This window comes from Arcobacter peruensis (genome assembly GCF_003711085.1).
GTDB classification, from domain to species: Bacteria; Campylobacterota; Campylobacteria; order Campylobacterales; family Arcobacteraceae; genus Poseidonibacter; species Poseidonibacter parvus.
Genome location: NZ_CP032363.1, coordinates 2566919 through 2587023, shown reverse-complemented (window position 1 = coordinate 2587023; position 20105 = coordinate 2566919). Strand labels below are relative to the sequence as shown.

Below are 20105 nucleotides of genomic sequence, written 5' to 3'. Positions count from 1 at the left end.
AATTTATCCTTATATTTGCATATTCATAATTTCTTTATATGCACTAACTGCTTTGTTTTTAGTTTCAAGTGCAAGTTTCATAGAAAGCTCAGCTTCTTCAATTTGTTGAACAGCTTCTTGCAAGTTAGTAACCTTACCTGTAGCAATTCCTTCCATAGCTTTATAACCTTCTATTTGTTCATTATTCACTTCACCAATTGCATCATTTAGCATATTTTGAAATGACTTATTATCATTAATTTTTTGTTCACTGTTGTTTAAAGTAAGTGGACTTATTGAATTACTTATAGAAGATATATTCATACTTTATTCCTTAATTAGTGCTCTTAGTTTTTTTATTTGAAGCTAATACATCTTGAATATTTAACTCACTGAGCATTGCATCAATTTTTTCTTCGTTATATTTAAAATTTAATTCATTTTTTTTATTATCTAAACTAAAAAATGAAATAATCATCGAAAGCATAATATTAGATATGCCCTTTAGTATAATTGTTACTCCAATTATACCAAAAATCATTTCAATAGGTGTAAAAAAGTCAGCATTAACAACAAAGAATATTACTGTAGCAAAAAAACCAGAAGCAATAAATAAACGGAATATTCCACTATTTATTACATTTTGAGAAAAACGTTCAACAACCATGAATCTCAACTTTTAATAACAGTAATAAAGCATTAGTTACATAAAATGCCTGCACTTTAGCCATACCTTAATAAATATTTTTTAGTAAATAATTTATTACGTCCTGCAATTGTTTAGTTGAATCATCATCAAGAAACTCTTTAGTAAACAGCTTTCTTAACCTTCCGGTTGTAGAAATATTAGCAGACGTAGAAACGTTACCTATATATTCTACCATAAAATCTTGGTTTAGCCTATTTTTTTTTGCTAAATTAACTAAAGAGTTAGCTATTGTTTCTCCAATTTTATAATTTTTTGTATGATTAAAGCATAACATTAATTTATCTTTATCTATAGAGAGCATTTTTATTAAGGAGTAAACATCAGTTAAAGCACTAGGATCTGTAGTTGTAAGAGCAATAATATTATCAGAAATACTCAAAAATTCCTTTACAAAATCATTCAACCCAGCACCTGTATCAACTAATAAAATATCAAACTTATTCAAAGAAATAATATCTTCAACTACCCTTGTAAATACAAAAGAATTAGAGTGATTTGAATATTGATATCCACTTTTTCCAGCTAGTAAAGAAATATTTTCATAAGAAGTTTGACTTATAACGTCATTTATAGATTTATTACCATCTATATAGTCAAAAAATGTATATTTAGGCTTAATATCAAATAGTACTTGCATATTTGCCAATCCTATATCTGCATCTAGTACTGCTATTTTTAAACCTCTTTGTGCTAATAAAAATGCGATATTTGCAGTAAATGTTGATTTTCCAACACCACCTTTTCCAGAAGTAATTGTAATTAGTTTTGTTTTAGAATCAACATTTCTTTTTCTACGTGTTGTGAGATTAATTAGCTTACTTGCTTGCGATGAAATACTATTAAACAATAACTATTTCCTAGTACATTTATTATTCATAAAGCAATCAATTAAAAAAGAAGAATCAGAAACAATCAAATCATCAGGTACATTTTGACCAATAGAAAAATATGTTATTGATTTTTTTGTTTTATGAGAAAAAGATATTAAATTTCCGAAACTTTTTGTCTCATCTAATTTTGTAAAAGTCAAATAATCAATATTTAATCTAGAATAATTTGCATAAATATCAATTAGATCACTTTGTTTTACATTTGCAGGAAGTACTAATATCTTTTCAATTGGCAACTCTTCTACTTTTTTCTGATATTCATTAATTAGCTCAATTTTATCAACATCATATTGACTTGAACCTGCTGTATCTATAAATATATAATTACAATCTTTTAATCTAAAAAGAGCTTCAGCTAAATCTTCTGGTTTTTTTACTATTTCAAGAGGTAGTCTCATAATATTAGTATATGCTTGTAATTGCTCTATGGCTCCAACTCTAAATGAATCTAAAGTAACTATACCAACTTTATAGTTTTGTCCTAATTTATATGCATATCTTGCTGCAAGTTTTGAAATAGTAGTTGTTTTTCCAACCCCCGTTGGTCCCACCATCATAATAATTTTTCTTTGATGTTTTCGCAATGGAACTTCAAATTTAATTGGAATAATTCTTCTTAGAACTAATTTAAAGAAATCATTAATTTTTTGAGGATTAGACTTTAAAGAAACAGGCAATTGTTTAATTGTTTTTTTCATAATTGTATATGTCATTTCTTGATCAAATTCATTTTTTTCAAATAATGTATACATATCAATAAACTCATGAGGAATAGTCAAATCATATAATTGACTTTTAGGTTCCCAAATTGATTGCTTAACTTGCTCTAATGCTTTTTGCATTTTAAGAATTTCTTCTCTAAAATCATAAACATTAGCTTGTATTGGTTTGTTAGAAGTATTAGGTTTTGATATAGTTTGTTTTGTATGAGTAAGGCTATTTTTCTTTGTATCTTCTTCTATTGCTACAACAACTTCATACATATCTTGCCCACTATCATTTGCATTAGATATTTTTTTTGTTGAAATTACAATCGCTTCTTCACCACACTCTTCTTGAGCTAAACGTAAAGCAATTGTTGGCGTTTCTCCTAAAAAAGAGAGCATATTCATTTTAAACGTCCATCTTTGTATATTTTTTCTATTGTTCCGTCTTCTTTTTTTATACGAATAAACTCATCATTTTCAAAAACAATCTTTCCTTTTTTTTCAATCTCTAGTCCACCAAATTTAAAAACTACAGATTGTTTAGTATATGTTTTAACATCTTTTTGACAAATTATTGAATTTTTATTTATATAATGAGTTGTGATATATTTATTATTTTGAACTTGCTTTAATGTCAATGGTATACATGCTTTTTTTAATTCTGGTACACTCATTAATCTTAATTTTGAAGTTTTTAAAACTTGTTCAAAGCCAATTGATTGCTTTGAAACTAAAACACTTATTGAAAACGCATTAGTTGTAAGAAGAAAAACAAATAAACTAAGCTTTAACATCAAAAATATTTCCTCCATTAGCTTCTGCAATATCATCAACTAATTCTTTATACATTTGCTGAACTGGTAATACAATTGATGCAAGTTTTTTATTTAATTCATAGAGCTCTTTTAATTCTTCTTCTAAAGAATCAACCTTTTGTCTATATATATTAACATCAACACCTTCTTCTATTTTCAAAACAAGTTCTTGATTTAATTTTGCTTTTAATTGGGTAATTTCATTAATTATATTATGTTTCTCATCATTTCTATTTAAAAGAGCTTCATGCTTTGCTTCTTTTATATCAACAATATCAAGTTCTATAGAGCTTTGTAAACTCTTAACAAGTTCAGACATTCTTTGAATTATTTCATTTACCATAAGATTCCTTTTACTTATTATTTTTACTTAAAAACTCATACAACATATTACTAATACCAAAATTACCTGCTGAATTATCAGCAATATTTTGTAAATACATACTTTTAATAATATCAGAACCCGGACCTTCTCCAGCAATATTATTTGATTTTAATGAAACATCCATTATTTGATTTAAGAAAAAGGATTCAAAAGAGTTTGCAACTTCCCTAAGTTCTTTATTTTCTAAATTTTCAGTATTTAAATTCTTAAAATCTTTATTTTGTAAAGTAGAGATATCTACTAAATTGTTACTATTTATTTCCATTATTCCAACCTATCAAAAAAACTTTCTTCATCTAATATATCATCTTGATTATCCTGAGCAAAAAATCTCATTTCAACTCTTCTATTATCAGCAGAATTATCACTTTTAGGATGATATGAACCATATGCGGATACTTTTAATACTGCTGGGTCAATTTTATTTTTTATTAACTCTTTAACAACTGATATTGAACGTAAAGCAGATATGTCCCAAGCATCTCTAGGAATTGTTGTATTTTTAATTCTATTTGTATCTGTATGTCCAATTATTTCTATATTAAAAGTTTGAGGCATTGTTCTAATTACTCTTGCTATTTTTGAAATAAACACCTTCGCAGCAGGATTACTTAGTTTATACTCTCCATCATCAAACATTATAGTTGAAGGTATATCAAGGGTAAATTCATTTTTACCTTTTTCAATACTAATTTCTTCACTTTCATTTATACTATTTGAGTTAACTTCTGCAATTAATTCAGATACTTCTTGAGCGGCTTCTTCAGCTGTAGTTTCAGCATCATCTTCATCATCTGAATCTGAACTACTATCATCTGTTGAGTTTTTTTCTGTTTGTTCTTCTACTGACGTATTTTTATCAAGAAAACCCATTGCTTTTCTCATTACTTCAAAATACTCTTCAACTTTCTTTTTATCCATAACGGCCATTGATAATAAAAGAATAAAAAATGTTAGAAGTAATGACATTAAGTCACCAAATTGTACTAGCCAACCTGGTAAACATTTTTCACATTCAGGACACTTATCTTTTGCCATAATTAAGTACTTTTATTCTTCAACATCAGTTAAAATTGAATTTAACTGCATTTTAATATTACCTATAGATTCTTCAGCGGCAATCATAGATGCTCCTAAAATAATTACTTCACAAGCAACAATTTCTTTATCATTCTTTTGAGCTAATTTACTTTCAACAATTCCAGCAAATAAAGTACCCACTAAAGCTCCATACATTGTAGTTAATAAAGCAACAGCCATTGCAGGACCAACAGCAGCTGGATCAGAAAGGTTTGCAAGCATTGCAACAAGACCTACAAGAGTACCAATCATACCCATGGCTCCTGCTGTTCCACCAATGTTTCCAAACATAGCAATCATTCTTCCATGTCTTTTACCCATATGTTCAAGTTTTGTTTCAAGTAAAGGAGTTAGTGTTTCTGCTTTTGTTCCATCAACTAAAAGTTGAAAAGCTTCTTTGAAGAAAGGATTAGTTTCAGCCATTACCTTTTGTTCAATTTGCATCACACCATGTTTTTTGATTTCAGTAGCATAAAAAGTAATCTTTTCGACTAATTCAGGTAAAGGTTCAACCTTTACTTCATTAAAGGCTACTTTTAATGCAGGAGTAAATCTTTTTAGATCAGAAGCTTCAAATTGCCCTGCTGTAACTGCTGTAGTACCACCAACAACAATAATAACAGAAGGAATATCAATATATGGTCCAAAACCAACACCACCTAAAATAATAGCTAGAGCAACTAGTCCCCAACCTGCTCCCAATCCACCTGCTGTACTCTTATCCATAAATTACAATCCTACTTGGTTTAATTTGAATTTATCATTACCAATACTTTTAATTTTAAGGCCAAACTTACCTTCAACAATAACAGCTTCACCTTCACCTATTTTAATTCCATTTACTAGAATTTCTAAAGGTTCATTAACCATTTGTTCTAATTCAATTATTTCACCAACATCCCATCTTAAAATATCTTTTAATAAAACTATTTTAGTTCCTAACCTAACACTAAGTTTTAATTTTACATTATATAAAAGTTCTAAATTTTTTGGTGTTTGAACGCTTGCTGTATTATTTGAAATTGAAGAAGAAGGTTCAACATGTGCTGGTGTTAAAGAATTGTTAGTATCTTGAACAACTTCATTTCCTGTAATTGAAGAGATAAAAGGTAATATTATCTCATCAAAACATATAATAACCGGTAGTTTATCTTCATCTAATGAAACAGTAAATTCATATAAATTACTTTTAGAAGATAATATTTCACCTTCTAAAATTGTAGAATTTTTAACTTCTGATTTAATTGAAGAAACATCAGGAAAGCCTTGTGCATTTACAGATGTACAAAAACTACCACTAATATTAGAAACTATTTCATTAACTGCATCAGTAATTTCATCATCAATATGTTCTTTAAGATCACCCAAACCTCCAAGCATCAAATATTCAAATTTTGTTGCACTAATAGTTGGAATATAAAAAATCCAAGTTGATGAAATATCTTTAAAATCGAATGCTACAGTTGCTTCAATTACCTGTGAAGAAATATAGTTTTCGACATTAAGACTATTTACTGTTTCAACCTGAGAGCTTTTTGATAATAGTTGCTCTAATGTATTAGATAACTCATCTTTAAAGATGTTAGATAAATCTGATGCCAATTACTTAAACCTTAATTTCTATTTTCTAATTCTTGTAAAATGAATGCTTTTACCTTCATCATATCCTCTGTTGGATATTTATATTCAGCTTCAGCTCTTGTAATTTTTACAAAAAAATCTTTTGAGCTTTTATTGTAACCAAAACGTACGTTATCCAAAATAACTTCATTTTTATCTACAATTTGCTCTTTTCCTAATGTTTTTTTATATTCATCATCAGCTACTATTTTGTTCTTATCATCAACATTGTTAATTTTTTGAACTTTCTCAATATTATTTGTTTGAGCATTATCAATGTCTGCTACTCTACTTATTTCCATAATATCTCCTTTTAGAAAAGTTACTATTTACATATATTATAGCACAAAATAAATAAATATTTAAAGAGATTCTAGATATTGGTCAAAACCTATAAGTTTAAAATCAATTAATGAATCTAAATAAGGTTCTTTAAGATATTGTTTTGCTGTTGATATCTTTAGTTCCTGAATTAACTGAACAGCTGTTAAGAAATCAGCTCCATTATCATTTAAAATAGCTCTTATTAATGATATTTGAACCGAAGCATCATTGTATCGTCCTGATTCTAACAAGGCTGCTACCATTAAATACATCGAGTACTTATCTTCTAAATTATATTCTAAACGAAGATAATCTAATATTTTAATTGTCTCATCCGAAGCATTAAAGTGTAAATCAGTTAAAGCTTTTGTTCGTAAATAAGAAGGTGATTGTTTAGTTGGCATTCTAAAATCTGCCTTTTTAAATAAACCTAAAGCTTTCAAAATATCTACATAATATTTTGTTACAATTAAAGGACCTTCTAAAAAGTTATTATTTAAAGTAAGGGGAATATTATCTTGAAGACGTGAATAATACGAAAGATTATTTTCATTTTTATCTCGTTGAACTAATCGAATTAAATATATTAAAGGATCTTTCCCATACTCTTTTAATAAAGGATCAGATGATATATCTTTGCCATCATTTAATTTTTGTAAAAAATTTATGGCTTTAAAGAAAATAGTATTTGAGTAAGAAAACAATTCATAAGACGTTTTATATTCAGGATTTATAAATAGTTTATAAATTTCTTTCCCAAAATAATTATATAAACCACCATCTGCTTTTATTATTTTTTCAATATATTCTTTATCTTTTATTTTAATTTTTAAAGTTTTTGCTGTTATTAAAGTCATACTAGCGTACAATTTATTACCAGGATTTAACTTAAACGCTTTTTCAAAGTATTTGTAAGCATTATGAAAATCGTTAATCTGGGCATATGATAAACCTAGATTATAATATACATAAGATTTAGTATCTTTATTTAAAAGTTTTTTTAATTTCACTACACGTAAAATTGGGTCTTCTTTTACTATATCTAAGAACTTTGCATTGTATTCTACCATTTTACTCAAAGAGTTAATATTTTCATCTGAATTAAAAATAAACCCTTTAGTTGAATCATAAATAACTTCTTTGGTATCTGAAAAAATAAATGGTGCGAAATAAAATATAAATTCTTCTTTTCGATCACTTTTAAAATTTACAACTGAGTTTAAATATTCTGCAGGAGTATATTTATTTTGATTAAAATATATTTCTAAAGGAAATTCTAAATTAGCCTTAAAATTATTTCTTTTTTCATTTATTAATTCAAGATCGTCTTTTAATTGTTCTAATTTATTTGACTTTAGATTTGTAAAAACACTAAACCATAAAACTTTATTTAATCTATTAGGATTTACAGTAAGATCTTTTGCTTTTGATAAAAGGATTGAAGCTTTATTATAGTTTTTTAGTTTCAAGTGTAATAATGCTTTTTTCAAATCTAAGGCATAATCCATAGATTCTAAAACTTTCAATGACTTTTCATACTCTTTTAAAATTATATAAGTATCAGCTAGCATTCTTTTTGAATGCTCAGAAAGGTTCTTAAACTTTCTTGTTACTTTGATAATTATGTCTAAATATTTATTATCTTTTGATATTTGATATAAATAATAACATGAAGAAATATAAGAAAAAGTATGATCATTTGCATTAATTTCGTTTTCATATATTTTATTTAAATATACAATTGCATTATCAATTGAATTTAATTTATAATAAGCAATTCCAATATTCAAAAAAGATGGAACTTCTAATATTTTTGCAGTTTCTTTAAAAATTTCTATTGATTTTTGGTATTCATTTTTACTTAACAGTAAAACTGCTTTATTAAAATCAACTTGTAATTTTAAGTTTTCTTGTGATTTTTTTAATTTATCAAATTGAAATATTATCTCAGGTTGAGATTCAATTAAATCTTTTTTAGCATATAAAGTACTATATAAAAAAACTAAAGCTAATATTATTTTATATACTAAACTACTTTTCAATTTAATTTTCCTAAACCATTGTATTTACTTGAGCGTAAAGTTCTTCATTTCTTTTTTCTAATTCTTCAATTTGATGTTTTTGATTCATATTTTCAAGTCTTAATTCTTGTAAATCATCTCTTGCTACTTGTAGATTATCATGATTAGTTTTTAAAGTACTAGCACCTGTTTTTACTTGTTTTTCATATTTAGAAATAATACTTTCTAATTTTGTTAATTCTAATTCTAGTAAGTTTTTTTCTTCATTTACTTTTTTGTAAAGAGACTTATAAACATTTGCACTTGAAAAGAAGTAAAGTAATAAAACACCAATAATTATCAATAATAAAAAATTTTCCAAATCTATCCTATTTTATATTAAATAAAGTAAGATAATTCTTACTTTATTTATTTTTAATTTCTATCTTTTAAGACCAATTAATGTTGTTAATATTTCATCAGCAGTTGTAATTGATTTTGCATTTGCTTCAAAAGCTCTTTGAAATACCATAAGATTTACTAAACTTTCACTTAAATCAGCAGTACTAAGCTCTAATGTTTGACCTTCAATAGTTGCTGCTTTGTCATTATTTAAGTTATAAATTGGATCACCTGAATCTGTAGTTTTTGCAAGTAGATTATCACCTCTTGCTTCTAATCCAATATTGTTATTAAATAAAGCAATTGAAGCTTGCCCAATAGCAAACTCTGCTCCATCTTGAGTCATAGTAATTAGACCTGAACTATCAACAGAAAACTCTCCAAATGCAGAATCAGAGATACCTAAAGTATCTAATCTTAGTTGAAGTGAATCTTGAGATGAAGTTTGATTTACTGTATTTACTATTTCAATAAACTCAGCACCCGCACCTGCTCTTCCACTTAAATCATTATTTTTATCTAGTGGAGCTCCTGCTTTTTTCAAATCTGTACTAAAATCTACTTCATAGTTTTTATCTAATGTTTTGATAACTAAGTTTCCATTAATATTAGAAACTTCAATATAATCTGTTAATTTAGGATCATTAGTTGCAGCTGCTGCTGTTTCAAATTTTTCAACAAAATCATCAATATCTATAACATCATTAATCTCAATTGTTTCTGCAACTGGTGGAGTAGCACCATTATGAGGTACAGGAATATTCCCTCCCGTCTCTTTATCAAAAATTGTAATTCCAAATGTATAATCATTATCTACACCACCTGTCACATCAAAAGTAGCCTGCGCAGTAGCTAATGGTCCAGCAGCAGTAGTTAAATTTGTTTGTGCTGTAGTTAAAGCTGTTTGTGCTGCAGTTTCTGCTGTTTGTGCTGTACTTACTGCTCCTGTTGCTGCAGATTCTGCATTTGTTGCTGCTGTTATTGCTGCATTTGCTGCATTTTCTGCTGCAGTATCTCCAGCTGCTTGTGCTGCAGCAAGATCAGCTTGTGCTGCAGCAAGATCAGCTTGTGCTGCTGAAAGATCAGCTTGTGCTGTAGTTACAGCTGTAGTTGCATTATCAAATGTTGTTTGAGCAGTAATTGCTGCTGTTTCAACAGCATCATAAGTAGCTTGCGCTGCATCGAATGCCGCTTGTGCAGTAGGATCGTATGTAAATTTTAAGTCTGTCGTCTTATAAACATCTTGTTGTTTACCTGTAATTAACTTTGCCAAAGCATCTCTTGAAGATTCTAAAGCACCAGTACCACTACCAGCACTTGCAGCTACACTTGTTTGAAATTGACCTTGAATTGTAGAATTTCCTGAAATCTCTCCTACTTCAGAAATAACAAATTCTTCTCCTGGAATTAAAGATTTAATTTGAATAATACCTTTTCCCATGTCTACATCTTTTGTTGACATAGAAAAAGTATCAGATTCTTCAAGTACATCATTTATACCCCCAGACTCACTTGCCATGTAAGCAACAAGACCTGGTATTTCAGAGATTTTATCTGCTAATGCTTTATATGTTGCAATTCTACTTGCTTGGATATTATGATCATCACCATCAATTGAACCACTTCCATTTAAATCAGCTGTTGCAAGTGCATCATCAGTAGTTGTTGAAATGTAGTTTTGAGATATTTTATTTCCATTTATGTATACATAAATTTGATCACCCTCTTTTTTTACCAAGCCTCCAGATGTAGTACCTTCTTGAGATTTAAAATTAATTTCAGACATTTGTGTTACTGATGTAGCTGATGTTCCATCTGGCGTTTCTTTTAACTTTTGTAACCAAGAAGAATAATCAGATATTGCAGCTTCTACATCAGATATTTTTGCAGATTTTGTTTTAAGTCCGGCTCCTGAAAATACTGATTCAGAATCAGACATTGCAGTTGCTGCATAATCTGTTGCTTTTGCTGTAATAGTTTCTACATAAGTTGAATGCTCAACTATTTTTGAAGTTAAAAGTTTTGTATAATCATTAGTAAAAATACTTACATTTGGATTTGTAGTAGTTACATCATTATCAGAATCAATAGCTGACATTGGCCAACCTTGAACTTCATTTCCAGCTGCATCTTGTAGCGTTCCATTATCTCCCATCCTGAAGTTACCAGCACGTGTATAAAAGTTTTCAGATGTTCCACTAGCACTTTTATCAGCGACAGTAAAAAAGCCATCTCCACTAAGTGCCATATCATAATCTACACCTGTTAATTTTAAGTTACCTTGAGTATATAATTTTTCTGCATCTAAGACTTTAGAACCTTTACCGATACTATCTTGATACATTTGATCCGCGAATGAAATTCTAGAAGATTTATAACCTACTGTATTTACGTTTGCAATATTATTTGACTCATTGTCTAAAGCTGTTTGTTGTGACGATAATCCTGAGATCCCTGTCCAAAGTGCTCCAATCATGATTTATCCTTTTTGAATAAAATAGTGAACTTAATGTTCACATATTAATATTTGAATCCAAATACTAATATGTAAACACAGCTATTTAACTAAATCCATAGCTGTACTTAACATTTCATCTGAAGTTGTAATTGATTTTGAATTAGCTTCATATGCTCTTTGATAGACCAATAAACTAGTAAGTGAAGTACTAACACTTGCATTACTTAATTCTAAAGAACTAGATACTAATTCATTCATGTTTCCAGCATAAATAGCATCTCCTGAATCTTCAGAAGATTTATATAAATTATCTCCTTGAGCGATTAAACCTTGTTCATTACTAAAAGCAGCTGTTTCAAGTTTTCCAACTAAAAAACTATTATTCCCATCTTTTAAATATATATTTCCGTCTTCAATAACAGTTGTACCAAAAGAGTTTTCAACTAAATTTAAGTTACCTAATTGCATTTGTATTTCATTAACATTTAATGCATTTTCATCAATTAAAGAAATAGTACTAGTTATATCAATTAATTTTGCATCTGCTGCTTCAAGTGCAGTTTGTAAAGCAGTCCGTGAACTATCAACTAAGCCTTGACCAGAACCTGTACTTGCTATTTGAGTATCAGTAATCGAAGTATAATTGTCATTTACAGAAGCATCTGCTAAGGAAATACTTTTCCCTGGTATTAAAGATGTAATCTCGAGAATACCACTTGTAGTATCAATAGCAGAAGTTAAGCCTTTAATATTTGATATTTGATCTGAAAAGTTATTTAATGTAGTCTCGATATTTGTATCAAACTGCTGTGATATTTTTGAATTATTAACAAAAATACTGATTGAATCGTTTTCATCTACTAAATTTGATGTTAAAGCAGAATAATCAACATTAGATATTTGTGAAGTAGAACTTATAGACGTAGCATAAGGTGATAATGAATAAGTTGACAAACTTTCACTATAATTGCTTATTAATGCGTCAATATCAGAAACCTTTGCATCTGCACTTTTATATCCACTTCCTGAAATACCACTAGATGTTGCGCTTTCTAAATAATTTGTAGCTTTTGCATTAATTGATTTAGTAAAAGCATCAGTACTTACTGATTGACTAGCAATAAAGTTATTGTAATCACTTGTAAAAACTTGTTCATTAATATCAGAACTTATAACAGTATTTGTTTGAGGAGTTAATCCTAAAACTTTTTCTCCATTTGCTGTTTGTAATAATCCATCAGAAGCCATTTGAAAATTACCAGCTCTTGTATATGATATATCACCATCAGTTCTATTGGCTACGATAAAGTAACCTTTACCATCAATTCCAATATCATAATTATTTCCAGTTAAATTTAATGAACCTTGTGTAACATTCTTATCAACTGTTTGAACACTTGAACCTTTTCCATAACCTTGTTGATACATTAAATCTTCAAATTTTATATCATCAGATTTATAAGCAACTGTATTAACATTTGTAATATTATTAGATTCTACATTTAATGCTTTTTCAAAAGAGCTTAATCCTGATAATCCATTCCAAAGTCCACCAATCATTTTAAATCCTAAAAAATCTTAGTTATTTGAGAAAAAGGTATATCTGTAAATTCATCAGAATACACTGTAGAACTAAGTCCTGCTAATGCATAATTATGATCAGAAACTATCTCATTACTCGAATCTAAAATAACCAATGAATCATCTTGAACAATTGGATCACCAGGGCTATTTAAAGCAACTTTATAACCAGTTTTATCACCATTTGCATCAATGATTTCACCACTTGTATTGTAATCTAGTAAAATATCATTACTACTATCATCTGGGTCAGTTAACTTAATTTTGCTTTCAAGATAAAGTATTTCTTGAGCTCTAACTTGAACAACTCCATCAACACTTTCAACTGATGTTACTGTATAAGCCTTATTAATACCAGTGTCACTAATATTACCATCTTCAATATTTTTACCAATTACATTAGATGCATTAGTAAGTGCAGTTTGAGAGAAAGATTGTTGTAATGATTGCATAGCTGTAACCATTTCTTGGTTAGTACTAATAGTTGACATTTGCATTTGTGTTTGAAGCATTTGTGCTGAATCAGTTGGAGATGTTGGATCTTGTAACTTTAATTCTGTAATCATTAATGTTAAAAAATCATCATTTGTTAATTCATCATTACTTACTGAAGTAGTATATGAATTACCATCTAATCCTGTACTTGAACTTACTGCTATATCTGTAGCCATTTTAAACTCCTATTTCATATTTTCTTCGAAGAAATATCTTACAACATTATCTGAATCCATTGCATCTTGAACTCTTACTGCAAGTTTATCTTCAATTACAATTATGTCGCCAGTTCCTACAATTCGTGAATTTACATATATATCTCCACCAGAACCAGCAGTTTTACTTAAGGAAATTATATCACCAGTACTGAGTTTTAAAAACTCAGCTATACTGATATCTGAATTACCTAACATCACGTCAACAACAATTTCTGTGTCAACTAATATATCATAATCTCTTTCGCTAATTTCCATACTTTACACTTTTAAATAAATTATTTTAATATAGTATATCATAATTGTGAAGGAATTGTATTTCTTTATGTAAGATAATATAGTTATTTTTTAAATAACTATATCAAGAGTTTCAAGCATCGAAGCAACTTTTGCTTCTATATTTCCATCAAAATTTCCTAAATCACTTGCAATTACAACTCCACCTGCAGAAACATTTGCATCTTGACGAAGTTCAATAAATTTCTCTAAATTTAGCTGATCTTTTAATATTTCATAATCTTTAGGATTTAAATGAATTTGAACTTTTGATGCAGTTTTTATTTTTTCTAATAAATGTGTAATTGTTTGTTTTGCCATATTAGCAGAGTTTTCACCAACTTCAATACTAATTATTTTTTGAGCAATTGAAATAGATGTTTTTAAAAGCTTAGCTTCCATTTGAAAAGTTGCTTGCTCAAAAAAAGCAGCATAATGTTTTAAATCTTTTATAGCTTGAACAACTTGAGCATCAATATCTTTTCCTGATATTCCATCATTTTCAATATTTGTAACTTTATTTGTAAGTACTGATAGTTGATTACTTAAATTACGCACTTCAGTAAGTAAAGGGTCTACTTTTCCATTTATTTCTCTATCATCTAAAACAGCATTTGAATTTGATAGTTGATTATTAGAAGTATTATTATTTATAAATGTACCTAATTCATATTTTTCAACTTTATCATTAGTATTATTATTTACAACTTTTGCATTTGAATATACATTATTACTAGCCATTATTCATCCATATCTCTATCAATTACACCGTCTTCAATCATTTTCTGTGCAACATCAAGCATTTTTCTTTGTGAGTTTTCTATATCTTTTATTTTAACTTTATTAAGCATCTCAAATTCCTCTAAGAATCTATCTCTTGCTCTTTGAGACATTGCACCAGTAATTTTTTCTAAATCTTCTTCTGGTGCATTTTTCATTGCTATTGCAACATCACCAGTATCAACATTTTGTAAAATCTTCATTACATATTCAGCATCAAGATTTAATAAATCTTCAAATACGAACATATTTTCTTTTATCTTAGTTGCTAAAGTAGTATCAATACCATTAATATTTTTTAGAATGTCTTGAGATTTTGGTCCTAGTTTATTCAACATATCTGCAACAACTTTTACTCCACCTACATCAACAATTGAAGAAAGAAGTGATTCAAGTTTCTTCTCTAAAACAACAGAAATAGTTCTTACAACATCTGGCGATACATCTTTTATTGTAGCCATTTGCATTGTAACTTTTACTCTTGTTTCTTCTTCTAATTGCATTAAAACATCAGCTGATTTAGAAGAATCCATATGAGATAAGATAACTGCAATCGTATGAGGAGATTCATCTTTTATAAAATCTGATAATTGCTTAGGATTAATCGCATCTAAATAAGAAAAAGATTGTGAAGCTAATTTCATTCGAGAAAGTTTTGCTAGTACTTCATCTGCCTCACCTTTACCTAAAGATTTATATAAAATATCTCTAGCAAAATCATAACCACCAGAACTAATAAAACTTTTTGATCTAGTATATAAATGGAATTCTTCTAAAATTGCTAAAGATATATCTTTATCAATTGATGAAATTTGAGTTATTGCTGTAGAAATTTCTTCTACCATTTCTTTTGGTAAATGTTGGAAAATTTTAACAGTTGATTCTTCACCAATTAAAACAAAAAATCTGGCTACTTTTCCCATCATTGACATACCTTTTAGTAAATCATTCTCTTCAGCCATTGTCTATTTTCCTTTCTTGAAATTCTGATCACCTTCAGAAAGAAGTAATTCAATCATTCTTGCAATTTCTTCAGGGTTGTTATTAATCTCTTTATCTAATTCTTCTATAAACACCTCATATTTTGCGGCTAGTTCTTCATCCAAACCATCAATATTATTTATGATTTGACTTTTAACTTTTGATTTTAATCTACCTTGTGCAGAGTCTAAATCAAAGTTGTCATCATAATCATCAAGGCTATCACTTTTTTCATTACTTTTATCCGCTATATTTGAATCACCTAAAACTACAACTTCATGATTTACAATAAATTTTTTATAAAATACAAATAATAAAATAGCTGCAATTAAATATTGTATATATTCGCTAAATTCTCTTAGCAGTGATTTAACCATTGTTATAGTATCAACTGGACTATTTGAATCTACACTAATTACGTTACCGTTTTCATCTAATTGTTGAGCAGTCTCACCTAAGGCTTTAACTCCAATAAATTTAAAATCTTTTACAGTAATTTTATCGCCTCTTTTTAATTCATAGCCAATTGTATCTTCAACTATTGATGTAATAGATGCTAGAAATTCTTCTTTGTTTTCCTCATCTTTTAAAACACTAGAATCAAAAGTAACAGCAGCACTGATTCTATTTATTTTTGAATAGTTATTATCTTTTTGTTTAATTATCTTTTTTGATATTTCATAATTTGTAACTGTGTTAGTACCTTCACTAGCAGAATTACTAGCTCCACCGCCACCAGCTCCACCTGGTTCTTGAATATTATTATCAACTCCAGCTGTTCCACCAGTATTTCCAACTGTACCTTGAGAGCTTGAAGTGTTTTCTATTACTTGCTGTGCTCTAATTGTTCCTTCTGGATCATATATTTCTTCTTCAATATTCTTTTTAATAAAATCTAAATCAACATTAACTCTTGCAACTACTCTTCCAAGTCCAACAAAAGGTTCTAGTAATGCTACAATCTTTTTTTCGTAATCTTTTTCAATTTTATCTTTATATTTATTTTGATTTAATGATTTAATATTATCCATATCATCTGAGGATTTTTGTAATAAAGAACCATCTTGATCAATTAATTTTATATTTTCTTGTTTTAAGTTTGTAACTGCAGAAGCTATAAAATTTTTGATTCCATCAATCTGTTTTTGTGTTAAAAAAACTCCAGGTTTTAATGACAAAACAGCAGAAGCAGTTGTATCAGCTTTTCTTTCAGTAAATATCGTATCTTTTGGAATTGCAATTTTTACACTTGCACGCAAAACAGCTGATAAAGATTCTAAAGAACGAGAAAGTTCACCTTCTAAAGCTCTTAAATATTTAACTTTATTTTCAAAATTTGTAGTACCTAAAGAAGATTTCTCAAATATTTCCCAACCAACGTGTTTTGAAGTTGAAGCTTCACTTGTTACAAGTTTTATTTTTGCAATATTTATAAACTCTTTTGACGTTTTTAAAGTAAGGTTATTTCCACTTCCAATTACTGAAAATTCAATTCCAGAAGCTTCAAGTTCATCACTTGCTAGCATAACTTGTGATTTTGTTAGGTTTGAAGCAATTGTATAATTTAATTTTTTATCTTCTGCTTTTATGTTTGAATAAACTAATAATCCAATTAAAAGAACAAATAATAATGAAAATCCTCCAATTATTACAGCTCTTTGTGCAGCATTTAAATTATTTACAAATTTTAAGAGTTGATCCATATATTACTTATCCTAATTAGTTTTTAGCAGATGATTCAATTACTGATCTAAATAATGAAGAATCTTTTTTAATTGCTGTTTGCACTGCATCAAACAGTACTTTATTTTTCGACATTTCGCTCATCTGAGCATCTAAATTTACATTATTACCGTCATTTTGTTCTTCTAAACCTTGAACTTCAATTAAAGAAGGTTTAGACACATTTAAATTAGAATTAATACTTGAAAGGTGGTTTCCATTAGTTTGAGCTAATTTTAAAATTGGTTGTTGAGCTTTTTTTAATTCATTTTCAAATGTTACATCTTTTGTTTTATAATCTGGAGTATTAATATTTGCAATATTACTTGAAATTACATTTTGTCTTTGCGCTCTAAAATTTAGATTATTAAAAAGTGTACTTGTAATATTACTAGCTTCCATTATTTAGTATTACTCCCTATTTTTTCAATTACAGTTCCATTAATTTCATCAATTGTTTTAATTGCTTTTTGAGATTGATCAAACCTTCTATGTGCATCTATTAATTCAACCATAGCAGTTACTGAGTTTACATTTGATTTTTCAATTGCACCTTCTATTATTAAACCATCATTATTATCAAAAAGAGCAATTTCATTTTCATCTTTTAGCTTAAAACTGTTATTCCCAACTTTTTCCAAATTAGAAAAAGGAATTTGAGTTACCCCAATTTGAGCTCTTACATCGTCATCAATTTCAATAGGTGCATTGTCTGTATTAAGTATATTATTTCCATTAGAATCAACAAGAAAACCATCTGAATTTTTAAATGCTCCATCTCTTGTATAAACGATATCACCATTACTATCTTGTAATTTAAAAAATGTATCAGCTTGTTCTAGTGCAAAATCTAGTTTATTTCCAGTAGTTGCAATTGGTCCAACTTCACCATCAATAAATTTTGCATCAATTTTTGGTATATTATTAGTAACTGTATTTATTTTACTTGGAGTAAAACCTTCATTTTGAGCTCTTTGTAAATAATGATTAAAGGTAGTCTCAGTTAGTCCATCTTGTTTAAAACCATTTGTATTAACATTTGCTAAATTATTACTTATTTGATCCAAACGATTAAATTGATTAATCATTGATGCAGCTAATGGATATGTACCTTGATTCATAATTTACCTTTTATTTTTTAAATTCATCTATTAATTTATCTAAATCATCACCAATTAAATCATGATCTTTATCACCATGAATATGCTTTGCAACAGAAATTTCTTGTGAAGTACCATCATCTTCAAAAAGATTATTTAAGTATGAAGAGAGTTTTCTAATTACAGACATTACTCTTTCAATCTTTTGTCTATTAATATCATTAAACTGCATTAATTCCATAGCTTCAAAGATTTTCATATCTTCAGAATTAACAATATTTGATATTTCACTGATATCTTTTTTCATTAAATTAGATAACTCTTTTTGCGTGTTAAATATTTCAATATTCGGAAATTTTGCACTTAATGAATTTAGCAATTCTAATTCAGAATTAATATATTTATCAAAACCTTCAATCTTATTTCTAATTTCAGTATTATTATCTAAAGTTAAACTTAAAACATCAAATATTTGAGATACTTTTTCTTCAGAATCATTTGCAACTTGAGTTAATTGATTAACTACTTTTGTATTACTATCAGCAGGTAAAGGGAAGACACCTTCATTAATTTTAGAATCAGCCCAGTCTTTACCGATTTCATCTTTATTATCATTTTCTTGAATTTTGTCATCACTTATTTTACTTGTAGATTCAACTATTCCTTCTTCATCAGCAGAAATATCATCAAAACTATCAGTTGTAATATCATTGTTAATAATTGGGTCTAAATCCATATCATCTAAAGGATCAATTTTACTCTCAACTTCATCAGTATTTTCTTTTTCAAGTTCAAGATCTTTTATTAAAGTATCAACATCATCACTACTTACAACTTCAGTGGATGAAGGCTCTTCAATTTCTTCAATAACTTCTTTATCATTTTCATCAGCTGCACTAACTTCATCATTTTGTGAAATTAATTCTTCGATTTCATCAGTATTAACACTTACATTTTCCTCTTTAGAAGGAACATCATCTTTAGCACTTGAAGCATCATCATCAACTATATCTAGACCGTTCATTAAAGCTTCAATTTCTTCTTGACTCATACTCATAATAAAACCTTATGTTATTTTTTTAATACTCCATCAAGCTTTTCTTTTAAAATTTCTGCATTAAAAGGCTTAACTATATAGTTATTAACACCTGCTTTAAGCGCTGTTATAACTTCCCCTTTACCACCTTCAGTAGTAATCATAATAATTGGTGTTTTCATATGAGCACCACCAGATCTTGTTTTTTGAACAAGTTCTAAACCATTCATATTTGGCATATTCCAATCTGTCAAAATTACATCATATTGAGATTCTTCAAGAAGTTTCCAAGCTTTTACACCATCTTCTGCTTCATCAAATTCTTCTTTTTTAAAACCTAATTGCATGACTACATTTCCGATTATTCTTCTCATTGTAGAACTGTCATCAACTATAAGAATTTTCATTTCTTAACCCTTTATTATTTAATATAATTTTAAAATATCATCTATTATATATGATTTGTTTTAAATTTTCACTTAATAAGATGAAAAATAACTTTTCTAATTTATCTAATTTTAATTGTTGTTAAAATATAATAATATAATAT

Annotated in this window: 24 protein-coding genes; all 24 read right to left on the bottom strand. The window is 27.9% G+C overall.

Annotated features, from left to right (window positions below):
- Nucleotides 1-9: 9 nt before the first annotated feature.
- The 24 genes from fliE to D3Z07_RS12705 all read right to left on the bottom strand — a co-directional run bounded on the left by fliE (nucleotide 10) and on the right by D3Z07_RS12705 (nucleotide 19962).
- Nucleotides 10-303 (bottom strand): flagellar hook-basal body complex protein FliE, encoded by a 294-nt coding sequence (gene fliE / locus D3Z07_RS12825; protein WP_076088100.1) that lies wholly within the window; start codon nucleotides 301-303, stop codon nucleotides 10-12.
- A 10-nt stretch (nucleotides 304-313) separates the two neighbouring features.
- The gene (locus tag D3Z07_RS12820) at nucleotides 314-646 is read right to left on the bottom strand and encodes a hypothetical protein (protein WP_076088102.1); all 333 of its coding nucleotides are present in this window, start codon (nucleotides 644-646) and stop codon (nucleotides 314-316) included.
- Nucleotides 647-713: 67 nt separating this feature from the next.
- Nucleotides 714-1535, bottom strand: a complete 822-nt coding sequence (locus D3Z07_RS12815) for a P-loop NTPase (protein ID WP_076088104.1) — start codon at nucleotides 1533-1535, stop codon at nucleotides 714-716.
- 3 nt (nucleotides 1536-1538) lie between these two features.
- Nucleotides 1539-2690 carry a flagellar biosynthesis protein FlhF gene (gene flhF, locus D3Z07_RS12810; RefSeq protein ID WP_076088107.1) on the bottom strand — a complete coding sequence of 384 codons (1152 nt, stop codon included), beginning with the start codon at nucleotides 2688-2690 and terminating at the stop codon, nucleotides 1539-1541.
- Nucleotides 2687-3079 (bottom strand): hypothetical protein, encoded by a 393-nt coding sequence (locus D3Z07_RS12805; protein WP_206423283.1) that lies wholly within the window; start codon nucleotides 3077-3079, stop codon nucleotides 2687-2689. The genes flhF and D3Z07_RS12805 overlap by 4 nt, the downstream gene beginning before the upstream one ends.
- Nucleotides 3066-3443: a hypothetical protein gene (locus D3Z07_RS12800; protein WP_122894084.1), complete on the bottom strand. Its 378-nt coding sequence runs from the start codon at nucleotides 3441-3443 to the stop codon at nucleotides 3066-3068. Before D3Z07_RS12800 ends, D3Z07_RS12805 begins: the two co-directional genes overlap by 14 nt.
- Before the next feature lie 10 nt (nucleotides 3444-3453).
- The gene (locus D3Z07_RS12795; protein WP_122894083.1) at nucleotides 3454-3750 is read right to left on the bottom strand and encodes a rod-binding protein; all 297 of its coding nucleotides are present in this window, start codon (nucleotides 3748-3750) and stop codon (nucleotides 3454-3456) included.
- Nucleotides 3750-4523 (bottom strand): OmpA/MotB family protein, encoded by a 774-nt coding sequence (locus D3Z07_RS12790; protein WP_122894082.1) that lies wholly within the window; start codon nucleotides 4521-4523, stop codon nucleotides 3750-3752. The genes D3Z07_RS12795 and D3Z07_RS12790 overlap by 1 nt, the downstream gene beginning before the upstream one ends.
- Before the next feature lie 12 nt (nucleotides 4524-4535).
- Complete coding sequence (locus D3Z07_RS12785; protein WP_076088119.1) at nucleotides 4536-5291, bottom strand: motility protein A; 756 nt, start codon at nucleotides 5289-5291, stop codon at nucleotides 4536-4538.
- Between the two features lie 3 nt (nucleotides 5292-5294).
- Nucleotides 5295-6167: a FliM/FliN family flagellar motor switch protein gene (locus tag D3Z07_RS12780; protein ID WP_122894081.1), complete on the bottom strand. Its 873-nt coding sequence runs from the start codon at nucleotides 6165-6167 to the stop codon at nucleotides 5295-5297.
- 11 nt (nucleotides 6168-6178) lie between these two features.
- Nucleotides 6179-6487 (bottom strand): flagellin, encoded by a 309-nt coding sequence (locus tag D3Z07_RS12775; protein ID WP_122894080.1) that lies wholly within the window; start codon nucleotides 6485-6487, stop codon nucleotides 6179-6181.
- A gap of 60 nt (nucleotides 6488-6547) precedes the next feature.
- Nucleotides 6548-8551, bottom strand: coding sequence for a tetratricopeptide repeat protein (locus tag D3Z07_RS12770; protein WP_228200553.1), 2004 nt, complete (start codon nucleotides 8549-8551; stop codon nucleotides 6548-6550).
- A gap of 10 nt (nucleotides 8552-8561) precedes the next feature.
- The gene (locus tag D3Z07_RS12765) at nucleotides 8562-8891 is read right to left on the bottom strand and encodes a hypothetical protein (protein WP_076088128.1); all 330 of its coding nucleotides are present in this window, start codon (nucleotides 8889-8891) and stop codon (nucleotides 8562-8564) included.
- 60 nt (nucleotides 8892-8951) lie between these two features.
- Nucleotides 8952-11387 (bottom strand): flagellar hook-basal body complex protein, encoded by a 2436-nt coding sequence (locus tag D3Z07_RS13915; RefSeq protein WP_206423282.1) that lies wholly within the window; start codon nucleotides 11385-11387, stop codon nucleotides 8952-8954.
- Between the two features lie 81 nt (nucleotides 11388-11468).
- Nucleotides 11469-12929, bottom strand: coding sequence for a flagellar hook-basal body complex protein (locus D3Z07_RS12750; RefSeq protein WP_122894078.1), 1461 nt, complete (start codon nucleotides 12927-12929; stop codon nucleotides 11469-11471).
- A gap of 8 nt (nucleotides 12930-12937) precedes the next feature.
- On the bottom strand, nucleotides 12938-13621 hold the full coding sequence (locus tag D3Z07_RS12745) for a flagellar hook capping FlgD N-terminal domain-containing protein (protein ID WP_076088134.1): 684 nt from the start codon (nucleotides 13619-13621) through the stop codon (nucleotides 12938-12940).
- Nucleotides 13622-13630: 9 nt separating this feature from the next.
- A complete protein-coding gene (locus D3Z07_RS12740) occupies nucleotides 13631-13918 on the bottom strand; it encodes a FliM/FliN family flagellar motor switch protein (RefSeq protein ID WP_076088136.1) in 288 nt (95 codons plus the stop codon).
- A gap of 90 nt (nucleotides 13919-14008) precedes the next feature.
- A complete protein-coding gene (locus D3Z07_RS12735; protein ID WP_076088138.1) occupies nucleotides 14009-14677 on the bottom strand; it encodes a FliH/SctL family protein in 669 nt (222 codons plus the stop codon).
- The gene (gene fliG, locus D3Z07_RS12730) at nucleotides 14677-15678 is read right to left on the bottom strand and encodes a flagellar motor switch protein FliG (RefSeq protein ID WP_076088140.1); all 1002 of its coding nucleotides are present in this window, start codon (nucleotides 15676-15678) and stop codon (nucleotides 14677-14679) included. Before fliG ends, D3Z07_RS12735 begins: the two co-directional genes overlap by 1 nt.
- Before the next feature lie 3 nt (nucleotides 15679-15681).
- Entirely contained in the window at nucleotides 15682-17400 is a 1719-nt protein-coding gene (gene fliF, locus D3Z07_RS12725; RefSeq protein ID WP_122894077.1) for a flagellar basal-body MS-ring/collar protein FliF, read from the bottom strand.
- A gap of 16 nt (nucleotides 17401-17416) precedes the next feature.
- Complete coding sequence (gene flgB / locus D3Z07_RS12720) at nucleotides 17417-17821, bottom strand: flagellar basal body rod protein FlgB (RefSeq protein ID WP_076088146.1); 405 nt, start codon at nucleotides 17819-17821, stop codon at nucleotides 17417-17419.
- Entirely contained in the window at nucleotides 17821-18540 is a 720-nt protein-coding gene (locus D3Z07_RS12715) for a flagellar hook-basal body protein (protein WP_076088148.1), read from the bottom strand. Before D3Z07_RS12715 ends, flgB begins: the two co-directional genes overlap by 1 nt.
- Before the next feature lie 10 nt (nucleotides 18541-18550).
- Nucleotides 18551-19576: a hypothetical protein gene (locus tag D3Z07_RS12710; protein WP_122894076.1), complete on the bottom strand. Its 1026-nt coding sequence runs from the start codon at nucleotides 19574-19576 to the stop codon at nucleotides 18551-18553.
- 14 nt (nucleotides 19577-19590) lie between these two features.
- Entirely contained in the window at nucleotides 19591-19962 is a 372-nt protein-coding gene (locus tag D3Z07_RS12705) for a response regulator (RefSeq protein WP_122894075.1), read from the bottom strand.
- Nucleotides 19963-20105 lie beyond the last annotated feature (143 nt).

What these genes read in the sequence shown, in the direction of transcription:
- D3Z07_RS12795 (WP_122894083.1), bottom strand. Translation starts at nt 3,750, where the DNA reads ATGGAAATAAATAGTAACAATTTAGTAGATATCTCTACTTTACAAAAT.
- fliE (WP_076088100.1), bottom strand. Translation starts at nt 303, where the DNA reads ATGAATATATCTTCTATAAGTAATTCAATAAGTCCACTTACTTTAAAC.
- D3Z07_RS12775 (WP_122894080.1), bottom strand. Translation starts at nt 6,487, where the DNA reads ATGGAAATAAGTAGAGTAGCAGACATTGATAATGCTCAAACAAATAAT.
- D3Z07_RS12820 (WP_076088102.1), bottom strand. Translation starts at nt 646, where the DNA reads ATGGTTGTTGAACGTTTTTCTCAAAATGTAATAAATAGTGGAATATTC.
- fliG (WP_076088140.1), bottom strand. Translation starts at nt 15,678, where the DNA reads ATGGCTGAAGAGAATGATTTACTAAAAGGTATGTCAATGATGGGAAAA.
- D3Z07_RS12740 (WP_076088136.1), bottom strand. Translation starts at nt 13,918, where the DNA reads ATGGAAATTAGCGAAAGAGATTATGATATATTAGTTGACACAGAAATT.
- D3Z07_RS12745 (WP_076088134.1), bottom strand. Translation starts at nt 13,621, where the DNA reads ATGGCTACAGATATAGCAGTAAGTTCAAGTACAGGATTAGATGGTAAT.
- fliF (WP_122894077.1), bottom strand. Translation starts at nt 17,400, where the DNA reads ATGGATCAACTCTTAAAATTTGTAAATAATTTAAATGCTGCACAAAGA.
- D3Z07_RS12785 (WP_076088119.1), bottom strand. Translation starts at nt 5,291, where the DNA reads ATGGATAAGAGTACAGCAGGTGGATTGGGAGCAGGTTGGGGACTAGTT.
- D3Z07_RS12790 (WP_122894082.1), bottom strand. Translation starts at nt 4,523, where the DNA reads ATGGCAAAAGATAAGTGTCCTGAATGTGAAAAATGTTTACCAGGTTGG.
- D3Z07_RS12735 (WP_076088138.1), bottom strand. Translation starts at nt 14,677, where the DNA reads ATGGCTAGTAATAATGTATATTCAAATGCAAAAGTTGTAAATAATAAT.
- D3Z07_RS12805 (WP_206423283.1), bottom strand. Translation starts at nt 3,079, where the DNA reads ATGTTAAAGCTTAGTTTATTTGTTTTTCTTCTTACAACTAATGCGTTT.
- D3Z07_RS12705 (WP_122894075.1), bottom strand. Translation starts at nt 19,962, where the DNA reads ATGAAAATTCTTATAGTTGATGACAGTTCTACAATGAGAAGAATAATC.
- D3Z07_RS13915 (WP_206423282.1), bottom strand. Translation starts at nt 11,387, where the DNA reads ATGATTGGAGCACTTTGGACAGGGATCTCAGGATTATCGTCACAACAA.
- D3Z07_RS12750 (WP_122894078.1), bottom strand. Translation starts at nt 12,929, where the DNA reads ATGATTGGTGGACTTTGGAATGGATTATCAGGATTAAGCTCTTTTGAA.
- D3Z07_RS12800 (WP_122894084.1), bottom strand. Translation starts at nt 3,443, where the DNA reads ATGGTAAATGAAATAATTCAAAGAATGTCTGAACTTGTTAAGAGTTTA.
- flgB (WP_076088146.1), bottom strand. Translation starts at nt 17,821, where the DNA reads ATGGAAGCTAGTAATATTACAAGTACACTTTTTAATAATCTAAATTTT.
- D3Z07_RS12710 (WP_122894076.1), bottom strand. Translation starts at nt 19,576, where the DNA reads ATGAGTATGAGTCAAGAAGAAATTGAAGCTTTAATGAACGGTCTAGAT.
- D3Z07_RS12715 (WP_076088148.1), bottom strand. Translation starts at nt 18,540, where the DNA reads ATGAATCAAGGTACATATCCATTAGCTGCATCAATGATTAATCAATTT.
- flhF (WP_076088107.1), bottom strand. Translation starts at nt 2,690, where the DNA reads ATGAATATGCTCTCTTTTTTAGGAGAAACGCCAACAATTGCTTTACGT.